The 16,308-nt window shown below is 59.1% G+C and carries 22 protein-coding genes; all 22 read left to right on the forward strand.

The genetic code is table 11. The annotated features are described in order from the left end of the window. Positions 1-2: 2 nt before the first annotated feature. The 22 genes from FDG13_RS04775 (at position 3) to FDG13_RS04880 (ending at position 16,301) form a co-directional block, all read left to right on the forward strand. A complete protein-coding gene (locus FDG13_RS04775; protein ID WP_180125658.1) occupies positions 3-908 on the forward strand; it encodes a recombination-associated protein RdgC in 906 nt (301 codons plus the stop codon). Between the two features lie 2 nt (positions 909-910). Further along, a complete protein-coding gene (locus FDG13_RS04780) occupies positions 911-1,294 on the forward strand; it encodes a hypothetical protein (protein ID WP_180125659.1) in 384 nt (127 codons plus the stop codon). Continuing rightward, on the forward strand, positions 1,291-1,686 hold the full coding sequence (locus tag FDG13_RS04785; protein ID WP_180125660.1) for a hypothetical protein: 396 nt from the start codon (positions 1,291-1,293) through the stop codon (positions 1,684-1,686). Before FDG13_RS04780 ends, FDG13_RS04785 begins: the two co-directional genes overlap by 4 nt. After that, on the forward strand, positions 1,686-2,387 hold the full coding sequence (locus FDG13_RS04790) for a DUF2786 domain-containing protein (RefSeq protein WP_180125661.1): 702 nt from the start codon (positions 1,686-1,688) through the stop codon (positions 2,385-2,387). Before FDG13_RS04785 ends, FDG13_RS04790 begins: the two co-directional genes overlap by 1 nt. A 226-nt stretch (positions 2,388-2,613) precedes the next feature. Continuing rightward, positions 2,614-3,087 (forward strand): hypothetical protein, encoded by a 474-nt coding sequence (locus tag FDG13_RS04795; RefSeq protein ID WP_180125662.1) that lies wholly within the window; start codon positions 2,614-2,616, stop codon positions 3,085-3,087. Beyond that, positions 3,071-3,550, forward strand: coding sequence for a regulatory protein GemA (locus FDG13_RS04800; RefSeq protein ID WP_180125663.1), 480 nt, complete (start codon positions 3,071-3,073; stop codon positions 3,548-3,550). The genes FDG13_RS04795 and FDG13_RS04800 overlap by 17 nt, the downstream gene beginning before the upstream one ends. Positions 3,551-3,555: 5 nt before the next feature. Further along, a complete protein-coding gene (locus tag FDG13_RS04805) occupies positions 3,556-3,936 on the forward strand; it encodes a Mor transcription activator family protein (RefSeq protein WP_180125664.1) in 381 nt (126 codons plus the stop codon). A gap of 240 nt (positions 3,937-4,176) precedes the next feature. After that, positions 4,177-4,395 carry a hypothetical protein gene (locus FDG13_RS04810; protein WP_180125665.1) on the forward strand — a complete coding sequence of 73 codons (219 nt, stop codon included), beginning with the start codon at positions 4,177-4,179 and terminating at the stop codon, positions 4,393-4,395. 167 nt (positions 4,396-4,562) lie between these two features. Continuing rightward, on the forward strand, positions 4,563-5,657 hold the full coding sequence (locus FDG13_RS04815; protein ID WP_180125666.1) for a peptidase: 1,095 nt from the start codon (positions 4,563-4,565) through the stop codon (positions 5,655-5,657). 38 nt (positions 5,658-5,695) lie between these two features. Further along, a complete protein-coding gene (locus tag FDG13_RS04820; RefSeq protein WP_180125667.1) occupies positions 5,696-6,619 on the forward strand; it encodes a hypothetical protein in 924 nt (307 codons plus the stop codon). Positions 6,620-6,635: 16 nt separating this feature from the next. Continuing rightward, entirely contained in the window at positions 6,636-6,962 is a 327-nt protein-coding gene (locus FDG13_RS04825) for a capsid cement protein (RefSeq protein ID WP_180125668.1), read from the forward strand. 20 nt (positions 6,963-6,982) lie between these two features. Next, the gene (locus FDG13_RS04830) at positions 6,983-7,405 is read left to right on the forward strand and encodes a gp436 family protein (protein WP_180125669.1); all 423 of its coding nucleotides are present in this window, start codon (positions 6,983-6,985) and stop codon (positions 7,403-7,405) included. Between the two features lie 3 nt (positions 7,406-7,408). Beyond that, positions 7,409-7,837: a hypothetical protein gene (locus tag FDG13_RS04835; RefSeq protein WP_180125670.1), complete on the forward strand. Its 429-nt coding sequence runs from the start codon at positions 7,409-7,411 to the stop codon at positions 7,835-7,837. Between the two features lies 1 nt (position 7,838). Beyond that, positions 7,839-8,024 carry a hypothetical protein gene (locus FDG13_RS04840; RefSeq protein ID WP_180125671.1) on the forward strand — a complete coding sequence of 62 codons (186 nt, stop codon included), beginning with the start codon at positions 7,839-7,841 and terminating at the stop codon, positions 8,022-8,024. Positions 8,025-8,027: 3 nt separating this feature from the next. Then, positions 8,028-8,996, forward strand: coding sequence for a hypothetical protein (locus FDG13_RS04845; protein ID WP_180125672.1), 969 nt, complete (start codon positions 8,028-8,030; stop codon positions 8,994-8,996). Between the two features lie 27 nt (positions 8,997-9,023). After that, positions 9,024-9,359, forward strand: coding sequence for a hypothetical protein (locus tag FDG13_RS04850; RefSeq protein ID WP_180125673.1), 336 nt, complete (start codon positions 9,024-9,026; stop codon positions 9,357-9,359). 77 nt (positions 9,360-9,436) lie between these two features. Continuing rightward, positions 9,437-9,751, forward strand: coding sequence for a DUF1799 domain-containing protein (locus FDG13_RS04855; RefSeq protein WP_180125674.1), 315 nt, complete (start codon positions 9,437-9,439; stop codon positions 9,749-9,751). A 3-nt stretch (positions 9,752-9,754) separates the two neighbouring features. Further along, the gene (locus FDG13_RS04860) at positions 9,755-13,861 is read left to right on the forward strand and encodes a phage tail length tape measure family protein (RefSeq protein WP_180125675.1); all 4,107 of its coding nucleotides are present in this window, start codon (positions 9,755-9,757) and stop codon (positions 13,859-13,861) included. A gap of 210 nt (positions 13,862-14,071) precedes the next feature. Beyond that, positions 14,072-14,779 carry a hypothetical protein gene (locus FDG13_RS04865; protein ID WP_180125676.1) on the forward strand — a complete coding sequence of 236 codons (708 nt, stop codon included), beginning with the start codon at positions 14,072-14,074 and terminating at the stop codon, positions 14,777-14,779. Continuing rightward, entirely contained in the window at positions 14,780-15,703 is a 924-nt protein-coding gene (locus FDG13_RS04870; protein ID WP_180125677.1) for a hypothetical protein, read from the forward strand. Positions 15,704-15,705: 2 nt separating this feature from the next. Beyond that, positions 15,706-15,957 (forward strand): hypothetical protein, encoded by a 252-nt coding sequence (locus FDG13_RS04875; RefSeq protein WP_180125678.1) that lies wholly within the window; start codon positions 15,706-15,708, stop codon positions 15,955-15,957. Further along, positions 15,954-16,301: a hypothetical protein gene (locus FDG13_RS04880; RefSeq protein ID WP_180125679.1), complete on the forward strand. Its 348-nt coding sequence runs from the start codon at positions 15,954-15,956 to the stop codon at positions 16,299-16,301. The genes FDG13_RS04875 and FDG13_RS04880 overlap by 4 nt, the downstream gene beginning before the upstream one ends. The last annotated feature ends 7 nt before the right edge of the window (positions 16,302-16,308 follow it).

Raw genomic sequence — 16,308 nt, forward strand, 5'->3', positions numbered from 1 at the left:
TCATGTTTACCAATGCAGTCATTTATCGGATCACCGTCGAGAACTTCTTCACACCTGGCACGTGGCTTGACGACGCCATCGCCAGCCAGGCCTTTGTGCCGACCGGTCCCACACAAGAGCGGTCATTCGGCTTTGTGCCGCCTCGCGGCCACGCCCATGACGCGATGGTGGAGTCCATCGGCGGCCAGCTGATCCTCAAGCACATGACCGAGTCACGCTCGGTACCCGCCAGGGCGATCGCCAACCATGTGGACGAAATGGTCCAGAAGATCCTGGAAGCCACCGGCCGCAATCCTGGCAAAAAGGAGATCCGCGACCTCAAGGACGAATCCCGCCTGACGCTGCTGCCCAGTGCGTTCCCAAAACAGGAGGCTGTATTCATCTGGATTGACCCGGTGGCAGCGCGCCTGGTCATTGGTGCATCCAGCCAGGCCAAGGCTGACAAAGTGGTCAATAGCTTGGTGCAGGCCATCAAAGGCCTGGCAGTCACCTTGGTCAACACCCAGGTGTCACCAGTTGCGGCTATGGCCGAATGGCTGCTCAGTGGTGATGCGCCTGCTGGCTTCACGGTGGACCGCGATTGCGAACTCAAGTCGGCTGATGAGTCCAAGGCCGTGGTGCGCTACGCCCGGCACCGTCTGGACACCGACGAGGTCCGCGACCATATCCGCGCTGGCCTGATGCCTACGCGCCTGGCGCTCACCTGGAGCGATCGCGTGTCCTTCGTGCTGACAGATGGCCTGCAGATCCGCAAGATCAGCTTCCTGGATGTTGTATTCGCAGACACACTCGACCGCGCCGACGATGAGGCCCACGCTTTCGACACCGATGCAGCCATTGCAACTGGCGAGCTGCTGAAGCTGATCCCAGATCTGCTGTCAGCGCTCAGCGGCGAGTTGGAGGCCTGATCATGCCCGCCGTTAACTTTTACCCCCGCTTTGCTGACCAGGTCGAAAGCGGTCAGAAGCGCCAGACCATCCGCCTGCGGCAGTTCCACCCAGGTGCGACTTTGCATCTGCTGACCGGCCAGCGCACCGCCTGGTGCCAGCGCCTGGGTGTGGGCACCGTGACCCGCTGCCGCCCGGTGGTGGTCGACTTCTACAACTATGTCCCAAGGATCGTGATTGACGACGTGGCGCTGTCAGTGAAGCAAATGGAAGCCTTCGCCCGTGCAGACGGCTTCCCGGACCTGGACTCGTTCATGGACTTTTTCAGCGACCACTACGAGCTGCCGCTGGCGGCCTGGGTGACTGAGTGGGATCTGGCTGAGCAGACTGAGGAGACAGCGGCATGAGCATGACCCAAGAACACCTGGACCTCGCCATGAAGGCGGTGGGCCATGTCATCCAACGCATTCAGGCAGACCCACGCCTGGCCTACCTGATGGGCCCTGGCACAGAAGCGTTTGACTTGCTCATCGCAGCCGCTGCCGCCCCATCTGGTCTTGATGAGGACTTTTTAGGTGAGCAGATCACGGGGACGCTTGTGTATCAGCCGGTTGTAGCCATCGGTGCAACAGCGGCCGAGGTCGACCAGGAGCTGCTGGCCCGAATCGCGCTGTATGACGACGGTGTCCACGACCGCGACGACCAAGACGATCTGAACATGCTGGTCAATCACTTTGTCAGGCGCGGCCTGGAAGTGGCCGAGGCCGCGCGCGACACACGGACCAAGGAGTTGTTCTGATGACACGCGACGAAGCTCTCAAAAAGATCAAGAAGTGCCTGGCGCTGGCCAAAAGCCAGAACCCGCACGAAGCCGCTGCAGCAATGCGCCAGGCGCAAAAGCTGATGGCTGAGCACAACCTGGATGAACAGGCCGTTTCCATGGCCGATGTGTCGGAGTCGAAAGTCTCAGCAGTCAGCCAAGCACACGTCAAGTGGGAGTCTGCACTGTTTGCAATCGTTGCAGAGGCATTTGGATGTCAGCGTTACATTGAAATTGGGAGCCGCATGCTGCCCAACGGGCGCTGGGTGAAACACCGCCGCATTGTGTTCATTGGTGTAGGCGCTGCCGCCGAGGTGGCCAGCTATGCGTATGAGGTGCTGTCGCGCCAATGTTCCAAAGCACGCACCGATCACATCAGCAAACAGCCAGGCAGTTCTAAACGCATCACCAAGACAGCGCGTGGTGACCAGTTCGCGCTGGGCTGGGCCTATGGTGTGCGCGGGCTGCTGGACAAGTTTGCCAATGGTGATGCCAATGACAAACTGCTGGAGTCTTACATGGAGACAAAGCACCCGGACATGACCACGGTGAAGCCCGTGGACCGAAGCGTTGGCCGCAACGTGCGCGATAACGATCTTGAGAACGGGTTCGCGTCGGGCAAACAGGCCCAGCTGCAGCGCGGTGTGGGTGGTATGGCTCAGCAGGGGTTGCTGTCGTGAGCGCCGTACTAAATGGGTCAGAAACGCCATCGACTCGGTATGTCGGTCCAAAGCGCCGGACCACGATTGATGGCCCTGAAAAATTCTGCACCTCCTGCAATGAATGGTGGCCAGCCGATCTTGAGTTTTTCTTCGCCTCGAAAAAAAACTCTGATGGCCTCTGGTACTGCTGCAAAGCCTGTTACCACGAAAACGACAAGCGTCCAGGTCGCAAAGGAGCACTTTCATGAACACCTCACAACTCAAGCTGCAGATGAACCTCAAAGGCGCCTGGCGCGACGTGGTCAGTTTTGCCCCCGCCATGGAGGCATCAATCAAGACAGGCGCCGAGCAGGTGTTTGGGCACGATCAGCACGTTACGCTGCGCATCATTTCCCCGGCCGACTCCGGCCCACCGCTGGCATGCTGGTCTGCCGCCACAGGCTGGCGCACCTGGGGTGAGCGCAGTCTCGCCCGCGATCCCGCGCCCACTCCTGCGGGCCCCGATCCCTTGCTCCAGGCCCGCAAAGACATCACCTTGCTGCGCACGGCGCTGACCAACATGGTCGGAGCCCGCACCTCGGACGAGCTGCGCAATATGGAGGCGTTTTTGCGCATGCTGCCACTGCAGAACGATCAAGACAAAATGATCAGCATCAACGCCATCCAGGCACTCCTGGCCACCATGCCGCAAGGTGCAAGCCATGCCGATCAAGCCTGACACCCGCCAGGCCCACCTGGCCGCCATCCACATGGCCCAGAAGGCCCTGGGCCTGTCTGCAGACGATGCCGTGTCGGTCAAACTGGCTGTCACCGGCAAAGCCAGTGCAGCCGATATGACCACGCTGCAGCGCAAGCAGTACCTGGCGCACCTGGCAGGCCTGCAAGCCCAGGCCGGTCTGATTGCCCCGCGCCCAGGCAAACGCCCCCATGTGCAGCGCAGCCTGGACGATGCCGACGACGAACGTTGGCAAAAGGCCCGCGCCCTGTGGCACGCCCTGGCCAAGGCCGATGTGGTGCGGGTGGACACAGATGCGGCGTTGACGGCGTATGTCAAACGCCAGACCAAGGTGGACGCCTGGCGTTTCCTCAACAGCTACCAGGTCAACACCGTGATCGAGGCGCTCAAAAAGTGGTGCGTGCGCTCTGGCGTGCCCACTGAGCCCGTTGAAAGTAGGAGCTGACAACCATGGCACTCAACGACCCAAACGACGGCCGCATGGCTCAAAGGCGGCACGAACTCTATGCCGACATGATGGACCTGGTGCAGCGGCGCTTGGGTGAGTACTGCGTGGGCACGAACGAAGCCGCTCTGATCAGCTGCGACCTGGCCGACCTGCTGGCAGACCAATGGGGTGGCCAGAACCTGACGTTCCCCAAGGAATACCGCCGCAAACTCAGCCACCTGGAGATGGAAATCTTTGACGCCTTCACAGGTGACAATCTGTCTGAAGTGGCGCAAAAATACAAGCTCGGCGAACGTGGCCTGCGCAAGCTGATTACACGGGTGACCAGGCGCATTCGCGATGGCGCCCAGCACGGGCTGTTTGACAAGCCAGACCCGGCCTAATTTTGGAGTGAGCAAAATGATGGTTCTGCTGCACGGCCATCCAGGTCAAGGTGACAAGGTGCTGCCTTACGATGTACCCGTTTTTCAGGAGGTGATCAGGGTGCCTTTCTGGATGATGCCAAGCCCGGAGGTGGTGTCTAGGGGCTACGTCAAAGGCCCCACCGAGCACTTTGTTCAGTGTCGATTCACCCACCATGACGGGGTAAATTGCCACTACCAGGCATCAAGCACACCAGACGTATGAATCCACTCAAGATGCATCTGCAATCGGCGCCAAATAGTATGGTCGGGCTGTCTCGTGAAGAAGTGACCGCCATGCATGTGGATGTGCGTCATGAGCTTTTGAAAGACTATGTCAAGGGCGTCCAGTGGCGCCTGACAGGCCCGGCGCCAACGCCTGTGTTTATGCCCGAGCTTGCCCTGTTGCTCCTCCCGTCGCAGCCGCCAAAAACGGCTTAGCTCCTTGCCGCAGATCCCGGCGCAACGCCGGTGAAAGTTCTGCCCTCGTTCCAATTACATAAGGTGAGCACCCCGGCACAGTACCGGGTATGCCTCAAGCAACCCCCCAAACCTCCGGCGCAGCAACCAAGCTGCTGCATATCTTCAAGCCTGGCAAATGGACCACCATGTCAGGTGAGGTCATTGAGTTCAGCGCTGCGGATCTGGAGGCCACAGCCAAGGCCTACGACCCCAAGATCGCCAAGGCGCCCATCGTCATTGGCCACCCAAAAACGGACGATCCGGCGCAAGGTTGGGTCGCGTCACTCGTTAAAACCGCTCGCGGTCTCTTTTCTGTTCCTGAGAAGGTTGACCCAGCTTTTGCAGAGGATGCCCGTGCCGGCAAGTGGGGCACCATTTCTGCGAAGTTCTATCGCCCTACGGACATCAACAACCCTGTGCCAGGTGTTTGGTACTTGCGTCATGTTGGCGTGCTGGGTGCAGCCGCACCTGGCGTAAAGGGCCTGGACCCACCCGAATTCAATGAAGCCGAAGACGGTGTCTGCTTCCAGGAGGCCATTGCGTTCTCTGAATGGGACGACATGACCAATGCTGGCCTCTGGCGCAACCTGCGCGAATGGTTCCTCGTGAAGTTCGGTGCTGATGAAGCCGACCGCGTGCTACCCCCGTGGGACATCCGCACGCTTGAAAAGGGTGCACAAGACGAGATCAGAGAGGCGGCGCAGGAGCAAGCCGCCGACATCACGAAGGCGCCACCAGAAGCTGCCATTCCCCAATTTGCCGAACCACCACCAAAGGAGAAGACAGTGACCCCTGAAGAAAAAGCAGCCATAGAGGACGAAAACAGGCGTCTGAAGGCGCAACTGGAGGCACACCAGGCTGCCCAGGTGCATGCTGAGAACGTTGCGTTCTGTGAAGGCCAGCCTGGCGTTTTGCCAGCCTGGCGTGATGTTGCTGTTGCAACGCTGGACCATCTGGCAGCTCAGAGCGAGCCGGTTCAGTTTGGCGAAGGTGAAGTAAAGAAACCCCTCATTGACCAAGTGAAGGCAATGTTGGCGGCTTTGCCACCGGCGGTCCAGTTTGGCGAAGCGGCCACAGCCGCTCGGGCAGCTGGCGAACACCAGACTTCAGCAAGCGCCGATGACGTACTTTTTGCCGAGGCTGAGCCTGATCGTCTGGCATTGCACCGGCGCATCAAGGCACACGCCAAACAGCACAACATGACCTATGCCCAGGCCGATTTGGCAATGCGCCAAGCCTGATTTTCAAGCTCCAACCACCCTAACCGAAAGACCCTCACATGTCTGCACATTTGAAAGAACTGCGCGTTGTTGACCCAGTTTTAACCAGCCTGGCCACCGGCTACAGCAACGACGAATTTGTGGCGCAAACACTGATGCCATTTGCCAACGTGGACAAAGAAGGCGGCAAGATCCCGCGCTACGGCAAGGAGCTGTTCATCGTCTACGCCACCGAGCGCTCGGTGGCAGCTGACAGCAACCTGGCCAAACTTGCCAGCAAGTCAACCATCGACTTTGTGTTGCAAGAACACGATCTGGGTTTTCCGGTGGACTACCGCGAGTCTGCCGAAGACATGGACAGCGCCGAGCGCACTGCCAACACCCAGGCGGTGGATGGCATCCGTCTGCGCATGGAAGTCATGGTGGCCGACCAGGTGCAAAACAGCGGCAACTACGCCGCAGAAAACCGCGCGATCCTTTCCGGTGGCGACAAATTCACTGACCCTGCCAGCGACCCCGAAGGTGTGGTTGACGATGGCAAGGCCGCTGTGCGCGCCAAGGTGGCCAAAGAACCCAACACCATGGTGATTGGTTACAGCGCCTTCCGAACGCTTAAGCGACACCCCAAGCTCAAGGCTATTTTGAGCGACACCCGCTCGCGCTTGGTGCAACTGGCCGACCTGCGCGAAATGTTTGAGATTCCCAACATCGTGATTGGCAAAGGCGTCAAGGTCAACGACAAGGGGGCGCAAAGCGACATTTGGGCCGACAACATTGTGATGGCCTATGTGCCCCCCGCCGTGGGTGGCCAGCAAGATGCCCGCGTGCCCAGCTTTGGCTACACCCTGCGCAAACGCGGCATGCCGCAGACCGACACCTACCCCCTGCCTGGCGGCAAGGTGAAAGTGGTTCGGCACACCGACATCTTTACCCCGCTGCTGCTGGGTGCAGATGCGGGTTTCCTCATCAAAGGCATCAACTGAACGAAGGACGACCGATATGCAAACTGAAAAAGTAACCCTTTGGGTCACGCTGCTGGCACTTGGTGCACTGGTGCCACGGCGCTTTGCAGGCTTTGGCGGCACCATGTGTGCGGCGGGTGAGCGCGCCCTGGGCGTTCCGCGCTACGCCGGTGCCGTGGGCGACCAGGTGGCGGTGGGTGCCCGTGGCGAAATTGTGGTGGAGGCCGGTGCTGCTGTGGCCGTGGGCGACGAGGTTCAGTCAGATGCCACCTCCCGCGCAGTGAAATTGAGCACCGGTGTGGCCAATGGTGTGGCGCGTGATGCCGCCACAGCCGCTGGCGACCTTATCCGTGTGCTGGTTTAACGCCAGCCCGCACGAACATCATGAGCTACGCCAGCCAGGCCGACATGACCGAACGTTTTGGCGAGACCGAGGTAGCCCAGCGCACAAACCGGATTGATGGTTTGACCATCGATTCGTCAGTGCTGGACCGTGCTCTGTCCGATGCCGATGCTGAGATCGACAGCTACCTGGCAACACGTTACGCACTGCCATTGCCCAGCACCCCGTTGGTGCTGGTACGCATGGCATGTGACATCGCACGCTATCGGTTGTTTGGTGAGGCAGTTCCCGAAACGGTGCGTCTGCGGTATGCAGATGCCATCAGTCTTCTGAAGCGCATGGCTGTGGGCGATGTGCAGTTAGCTGGCATCACTGCGGTAGTGGCTGCAGGCGGATCCGGCAATGCCGTGGCAGTGCGTTCTACCCCCAAGCAGTTTGACGCTGCTGCACTTGCGAACTTCTGAGCCATGCGGCTGAGCGTCATTAAAAACCGTTTGAAGTCCTGCAACACGGGCCTGCGCACCATTGGTGGTGCCGCTGACCTGGAGGCTGCGCAAAAAGGCGTGGTGGTGATGCCAGGCGCCTTTTTGCTGAACCTAGGCGATGACGCTGGGCCCGATGCCGAGCCAATCGGCGGCACTGACCAACAGATCGTCAAGACCATTGGCGTTGTCCTCTGTTTGGCAAACAAGCGTGACGCTCAGGGCGAGGCCGCTTTGGATGACCTGGAGGACTTGCGCAAAGCTGTTCGCGACACGCTGGTTGGCTGGGTGCCCGATGCCACCACGGGTGAGCCCATGACGTTTGCGGGTGGCCGCCTGCAGAACCTGGACAAAGAAAGCCGTCTGTGGTGGATGGATGAATTTCGCATCAAAACTTACTACCGGAGCGCCTGACATGGCCACAAAAAACACACCCCAAGCCCAAACCGTTGAGCCCAAACCCAGCCCCGAGAACACACCCGTTCCCGGGGCTGGCCGGTATCGCTGGAGCGACACCGCCCCGCACTGGGTCGAGGTCGATGAGGCAGGTCAGCCCATCCCCGCTGCAGACCCCACCGACACCACTACTGAAGGAGCCTGAGCCATGGCACGCTACATCAAAAAGACCGCCATCCTGGCCAAGGTCGAGACAACCCCCGGTGTGGATGCCGTACCCACCGGCGCGGCCAACGCCATCAAGGCGTTTGACATGACCATCAGTCCCCTGGAAATGTCATCCATCAACCTGCCGTTCCTGTCGGCCTGGTTCGGTGCCAGCATGTCGATTCCTGGGTCCTATTTCTCAAAGTGCACTTTTTCTGTGGCATTTGCTGGGGCTGGTGTTGCGGCTACTGCCCCGGCGTGGGGTGCATTGCTGGTGGGTAGTGCCCACTCTGAGGCCACTGGCCTCACCACCCCGGCCCGGGTTGAGTACTTGCCAGCCAGCGACAACCTCAAGACCATGACCATCTACTGGCATGACGACGGCCTGTGCCACAAGATGGTGGGCGCCATCGGTGCACCCAAGTTGTCAGCCAAGTCGGGCGACGTGGGTAAGCTCACCTTCGATTTCATCGGGCTGGAGCTGCCACCTGTCGTGATCAACAATCCGGCGTCTACGCTCACCGCCTGGAAAGACCCGGTGGCCATTGTCAAGGCCAACGTCACCGACATCCTGCTGGGCTGCACCTACGCTGCCGGTGCCTTGACAGGCGGAACACCTTACAACAGCAGCGGCCTGACGCTTGACTGGGGTCAGCAGGTTGAGTTCAACCCACTGCTGACCACCGAAGAAGTTGGCATGAGCGACCGCAAGATCAAGGTCAACTTTTCTGCGGCCATGACTGCCACCCAGGAAGCGGCCGCTATTGCAGCCATCAAGGCGGGCACCACCCAGGGCCTAGGCTTTGTGCTGGGGACCACCAGCGGCAACAAGCTGATGTTGCATATGCCCGCCGTGCGGCTGATCGGGAGCCCCAAAAAAGAAGAGTCCAAGGGTCAGCGAATGATCGGCCTGGAAGGCGAGCTCGACCCGGTCAATGGCAATGACGAGTTGCGCATTATTTCCCTGTAATCCCCCCATTTTTGAGAGAGAAAACCTATGAGCCAAGTTTATAAAGTTGCCGTTGGCAACGTTGTCCAAGTCAACGTCAAGATGGTCATTCGCGATGGTGCGCAGGATAAGTTGTTCAAGTTCACCCTGACTGCCACCCGCAAAACCCAAGACGAGATCAACGAAAAGCCCGACGTGTTGATCAAAGACGTGCTGCTTGACAACGTCACAGACTGGGCCGACCAGCGCCTGGTGCTGCTGGAAAACAACGAGCCAGCCCCGTTCTCACGCGCGGCGTTTGAGGTGATGCTGGCCCAGCCAGGCGTGCTGGCCGTGATCTGGCAGGCGTACCAACGCGACTGCGCGGGTAAGGAAAAAAACTAGCGCAGGTAGCACGCCTGCAGGCCACTGGGCAGCTGTCTGACGAATCAGATGATGAAGAGGCTGCTGTCGAGCAAGAAGTGGATGCAGCGCTGGCTGCCTGGGGCCTGGTTGAAGAGCGCGATGAAGAGCAGACAGAAGCCGAGCCAGCGGTCTACCACATCTGGCCCGAAAACTGGGACACCTGGCGCATTTGGAACCGGATCCAAACGCAGTGGCAGGTTGGGTTTAACGGGCGCACTGGGCTGAATTACGCGGGCGTCACAGCCTACTTGCGCGACGTAGTGCGCGTGAGGCCTCGGCACTTCACACATAAATTTATGTGTATCCAAGCGATGGAGCTGGCGGCACTGGATGAATGGGCCAAGCAACGACAACAAAATACTGAGGGTTAACGGGTGGCAAACGAAGTCAAGCTGAAGTTGGCCATTGAAGGCGGGCAAGTGGTTGGCCCGGTGATTGACAGCGTGTCCACCAAGATCGACGGCGTCGGCACCTCGGCCGTTTCGGCCGGGAGCAAAGCGAGCACCTCTTTTGTGCAGATCCAGCAAGGTGCGGCCAAAGCCACCGACACCACCGCCCGCATGGCTACCAAGCTGGACGGCGTCGGCGCCTCGGCCGTGTCGGCCGGGAGCAAGGCAAGCGCGTCTTTTGCGCAGATCCACCAGGGTGCAGCCAAAGCCGCCGACACCACTGACCGCATGGCCATGTCAACCAAGGCCTACAACGCCGCCTTGCGTGGCGTACCTGCTCAATTCACAGACATTTTTACCAGCCTGCAAGGTGGTCAGGCCCCGTTGACCGTGTTGTTGCAGCAGGGTGGCCAGCTCAAAGACATGTTTGGTGGCGTGGGTAACGCTGCCAGGGCGATGGGCGGGTATGTGCTTGGACTGGTCAATCCGTTTACGGTGACCGCTGCAGTTGTCGGTGCTCTGACCTACGCTTACAAGGTCGGGGCAGAAGAGGATGAGGCGTACAACAAGTCAATGATCTTGACGGGCAACATTGCTGGCACTACTGCTGGTCGGTTGTCTGAGATGGCTGCAACTATTAGCGAAGCTACAGGTGGCACTAAAGCTGCAGCTGCCGATGCACTGCAGGAAATGGTCGGGTACGGAACTATCGCTGAGGCACAGTTCAAAAAAATCGGCGCCGTGGCCACTGAGTTTGCGGCGGTTACTGATGCCACTCTGGCTAAGACCGTTGAGCAGTTTTCAGATCTCGGAAGAGAACCTGTAAAGGCAAGCCTTAAGCTGAATGAAACAACGCACTACCTCACTGCCACTATCTATGAACAGATCAGAGCCCTGGACGACCAAGGGGAAAAATCTGCGGCCGCTGCACTTGCTCAAAACGCTTGGGCTGACGCACTAGAGCAGCGAATCCCTGCGCTGCGCGATAACCTGGGCTTGTTTGAGAAAGCGTGGCGAGGCGTCACTCATGCCGTGAAGTCTGCTGGTGATGCCATGCTGAGCATTGGCCGCGACGCATCGATATCAGATCAAATTGCGAAGCTGCAAGCAAACATTTCCGACACTAAGGCCAACCTGGCTTACAACCCAGGTCTTTACGGCGCAGATCTCAAGAACATGCAAGCGCAGCTGGTGTATTTGCAGCGCCTGCAGGCATCCATGGGTTCCATGGCGGTGTACCAGGCAGACCGGATTAAGCGTGATGAGGCCAGCATCGCCCTTGCAGAAAAGGCCGACAAATACGCAAGCAAACAGGTTCAAATGCAGCGCGAGATTGCGCAGGCGCAGCAACAACTGGCCAACTCCAACAAGACAGACCAGGACTACGCCAACTACGCCAAATCCGTGGCAGGCATCGCCGACAAATTCAAGGAAGCGAAAGAAGCCAAAGCCACCATCACCGAGGCCGCCAAGGGCCTGGCCCTCTACAACGACCTGATGGACGCGGGCTCTGGCTACACAGCCACCTATGCAGAAGATCAGCAGAAGCTGGCTGCTGCGCTGAAGACTGGTGCAATCAAGTCTTATGCGGACTACGCCACTGCCGTCCAGATCCTGGTGGACAAGCAGCCGTTCATGGTCAAAGCCCATGAGGCCGAGAAAAAAGCCGCTGATGAGTTGGCAAAGGTCCGCGATAACGAGCTCAAGGCCCATGCCACCGAGCTGGCCAGCTTGACCGAAAAGGCCCAAAAGCTCGAAGACGAGGCCACTTACTACGGCATGTCCAAGACCGCAATCGAGCAGCTGACCACAGCTCGCATGCTTGACCAGATTGAGGTACTCAGGGGCTTTGACAACTCAGCCGAGGAGATCGCCCGCATTGAACAGGTGATTGCCGCCCGCAAACGCTTGGCTGCTGCAGGTACTGCGGTGGATCTGCTGGACGCCAACAAGAAGGCCGCCGAAGTTTCCGCAGCCGAGTGGAAAAAAGGCTGGGAAGACACCGACCGCCTGGCGCGTGACGTGTTTGTGACCTGGGCCGAAGACGGTGCCAACGCTGCCCAAAAAATTGGCGACACGCTCGAAAAAGCCCTGCTGTCGGCCATCTATGAGGCCACGCTCAAGCCGGTGGTGTTCCAGATTTACGGATCAATCACCGGCGGCTCCAGCCTGGCCTCTGCGGCGGGCAGTGATAGTGGTGTGCTCAATGGGCTGAGCAATGCCTCATCATTGGCCAATCTGGTGTCTGGCGGCTACGCCAGCGCCTTGAGTGCCGGTGTGGGCGCCTTGTTCGGCCAGACGGCTGGCAATGCGGCCATGGCGACTGCGCTCACGGGCTCGGCCAGCTCTGCGGCAGCGGCTGCATCAGCAGCAGCCCAGGCCGGTGGCGCAGCGGCATCTGCGGCCACCAGTGCAGCCTCTATCGGCTCGACCATCGCCACGGCGTTCCCCTATGTTGCGGCCGCAGTGGCCGTCGCCAGCCTGTTTGGTGGAAGCAAAAAAGTGTCGAGCAGCAGCACCGGTGGCACCCAGTCCAGCTATGACGCGGCAGGCAACCGTACCAACTACAACCCGTATTTCGACAGCCGCCAGGGCACCACGGCGGCGGCTGATGCCATGGTGCAGCAGCTGCAAGACACCTACATGGCCACGGCCAAAAGCCTGGGCATCGCCACAGCGGCCACCACCTTTACCTATGCGGGCAATACCGGGCGCAATGGCGCCGACCCGCAGTTTTACCTGGGCGGCAGCGCGGGCAATTCGACTTTCTACCAGGACCAGACCAAGCTGAGTGACACCGCTGTGCAGCTGGCCGCCAGCCGGGCTGTTTTTGCGGCGCTCAAGGGCTCGGAGCTGCCCAAGCACCTCTCCGGCGTGTTTGACGGGATCACGGCCAGCACCGCCACCCAAGAGCAGATCACCGCCGCTCTGCAAAGCGCCCAGGCGCTGACCGTGTTTCACTCGAATCTGGAGGCCCTGCCGTTTGCCAAGTTGGCCGACCTGAGCTACGCAGCCACACAAAAGCTGATTGGGTTTGCCGGAAGCTTGGACGCGCTACAGACCAACCTGGCCGGGTACTACACCAACTTTTACAGTCAGGAAGAACAGCGCGCCCAGTTGGTCAAAAACATCAATGCCACTGTCGGCAATGGTTTTGACGCAGCCAGCATGACGGCAGCCAGCTTCCGTGCAGCGGTCGCCGCCGCCATGGCTGACACCTCAGACGCGGGTTTGAAACTGACCGCAAACCTTCTGTCTGTGCAGGGCAGCATGTCGCAACTGATCACCACCAATGAAACGGCGGCGAAATCAGCCTATGACGCTCAACGCAAGATCTATGACTCTCAAATTTCCGCTGCTCAGGCGGCCATAGATGAAATCGGTAGCGTTTTTGATGTGCTCAAAAGCAACGTGGCTGACCTTTATGGCCAGGCGGCCGCCGACGTGACCGCGAGCAGCGCATTTATTGACCAAGCGTTGGCCACGGCGCTGAAGACCGGCTATTTGCCAGACAGTACCCAGTTGTCTAGCGCAATATCAGCCGCGCGCAGCGGTGTTGACTCGGCAATTTACGCCAGCCAGGCAGATGCTGACTTTGCACGCCTGGAGCTGGCTGGGCGCCTTGATCAGCTCAAAACCATCAGTGGAAACCAACTCGTCGGTGCCAAGACCACTCTCAGCATCGCCGAATCTCAACTGACAGCGCTCGACTCGATGCAAACCACTGCAAAGGCTCAGCTGGAGGCTTTGCAGGGCATCAGCGGCATGATGGCAACCATCGGCGCGATCGCCGCCGCGCCAACGTCATCGGCAACATCCGCTCAGACAAATTCTTTGACTGGCCTGGCATTTTTGAACAGTGGCACTTCTGCTGGTTTTTCTGCTTCCAACTCGGTGCCTGTCAACAGCCTCGGGAACACCGATCGCCTTGAGAAACTGGTGGAGGCCTTGACCAAGGAAGTGGAGATCCTTAGAGGCGTCGTAGCCACGGGCAACGGCCATGCCTCCAGGACTGCCGAGCTCATTGACTCGGTCACCGAAGGCGGCAACGCCATGCGGTCTGAGATCATGCGGCCCATCCCAGTGGTCTGACGTATGTACTACATCAACTCTTCTGAGACCACTGCAGACCAACTGCTTGCAGGCACCACCCTAGCCGAAGACCCCACGCCCGTGTGGACTGCTGGCACCTACGCTGTGGGCTACCTGTGCCATGTGGTGGCCACCCATCGCGTGTACAAACGCACTGTGGCTACTGCCAGCAGCATCAGCCCGGAGCAAGACCCCACAGGTTGGACAAACATGCGCCCCACCAACCGCATGGCCCCGTTTGACATCTACACCAACACCGCCGCCACCAGCACCACAGCAGACATTACCTATGTGTTGCGCGGGCGATTTGTCAATGCGTTGATGCTTCGCGGGCTGCTTGGCAAAACTGTGACTGTCAGCATCAAAGACGCCCCGGGTGGGGCCGTCATCTACCCTGCCAAGACCTTTGCGCTAAAGCAGGCGGCCACCGGCTTTTGGGATTACGCCTTTGGCGATCGCAGAGCCAGGACCGTGCTGGTGCTTACTGGTCTGCCTATACGTTCGAATGCCGAGATCACCATCACCGTCAGTGCCACGGGCAGTAACACCCGAGCAGTTGGTCTTATTGAGATAGGCAAGCTGCGGGCTTTGCACGGGTCTAAACGGGGAGGGACTAAAAAGGGTGCGAGTGCCATCCCCAAGACATACACATATCGAAAAACTCAGGATGACGGAACGCAAGTCACCATCGTGCGCGGCTCAAGCAAGGACTTGTCTCTGGAGGTCTTTATTGACCTTTCTGAGGCCGATCGCGCTGTGCAGGATCTTGAACAGTTGTTGGAGCGGCCGGTGGGGGTGTTGGCAGACCTGACCGGTAAGTTTTCTGGCCTGAGTGCTTTTGGTTTTATCACCAAGGGCCCCGTGGTCTACAACGCTGGTCATGCCGTAGCGTCAATTTATGTTGAGGGAGTTGTTTAAATGTCAGTTGTCACACCATCACCCATTACGCCTGGCCCGGTTGTTCCTTCGTCAAGTGACCCCGAAGCTACGTTTGATCAGCAGTTTGAAGCGTTTTTGGCCTGGCAGAAAGACCATTTGCAACCAGAAGGGAATGCGCTGGCCGAGGCCACACATGCAAACGCTTTACAGGCCCAGGCAAGCGCAGAAGATGCGGCCACCAGCGCCACAGAGGCCGGGGCATCAGCAGCAAGTGCTGCTGCCTCGGCAGCCATCGCAGCTGTTGCTGCTGGTATGGATCCAAGCGCTGAGGATGTTATTGTTCCTGTTGCCGCAGGCGGCACTGGTGCAACATCAGCGGCCGGTGCTCGCGAAAACTTGAATGCTGCAGAGCGCGGCGTCAACAGCACGATCACGGAAATGACAGGGCTGACCACACCGCTGTCACCAGAACAAGGCGGAACCGGCACTACTTATGGTGAATTTGATGCTGGCACCCGCATGCCATTTGCCATGGCGACCGCGCCATTGGGCTGGACCCAAGACACAAGTGACACCGTCGACAACCGGATGCTTCGGGTGGTCAAAACCGCTGGTGGTGGCGTGGGTGGCACACACAGCCCAATTCTTAACAACGTTGTGCCAGCCCACACACATGGATTCAGCACTGGGAATCAGAGCGCAGACCATAGCCATACCGTTTATGACCCAGGTCACGGCCACTCAATTCCCGGTGGCTATTACATGGGGCCGGGTACTGGCGGCGGCTACGGTGCTGGTGCCAGCAGCAGCAACGTAGGCACATCCACTAGCGGCGCGTCGACGGGCATATCGCTTTCTGGTGCGAGTGCTAACCACACCCACTCGGGCAGCACAGATGGTGGATCCAGTCCAACAAACTGGGCGCCTCGCTACCTTTCTTTGATCATCTGCGAAAAGGACTAAGTATGGCCATGGTCACTGGATACCAATGGGGCGACACCGGGGGCTACATTGGCCCCTACCAGTTTTTGGTAATCGACCCGAAAAAAGTTCACCTACCACCCCGGACCACACTAAAGGTGCCGCCTGAGGGTTTGCCAGAAGGTCAAGAAGCCGCGTTTGACCCGGAACTTGATGAATGGGTGGTGCGCCCCAAGGACATGAGCTGGGCGCCTACCCCGGTCGTTGCTGGCCCTACTGAACTGGAGCTGTCATGAGTGGCAAAGCAGAGACTGTATTGACTTGCCCTCTTGGCCACAAGTGCGAAGACCCCCGCGACGGCAAGGTGTACCGGTGCGCTTGGTTCATCCAGCTTGCGGGCCAAAACCCACAGACCGGCGCTGTGATGGATGAGCACGGTTGCGCTATGGGCTGGATGCCCATTCTGATGGTCGAAAAGACCAGGGCTTCTGGTGGCATTGCCGCTGCAGTTGAGTCGCTCAGAAACGTTGTTGCCGGACAAAGCAAACCTTCGGAGCGCTTTTATATGGTTCCCAAGGGATCGAGCGGTTCAGTGACAGAGGCTCCAGCTGTTCCGTTTGATGCGTCAACTGCACGATAGACTCTGT

Source organism: Rhodoferax sp. BLA1, assembly GCF_013416775.1.
GTDB lineage: Bacteria > Pseudomonadota > Gammaproteobacteria > Burkholderiales > Burkholderiaceae_C > Rhodoferax.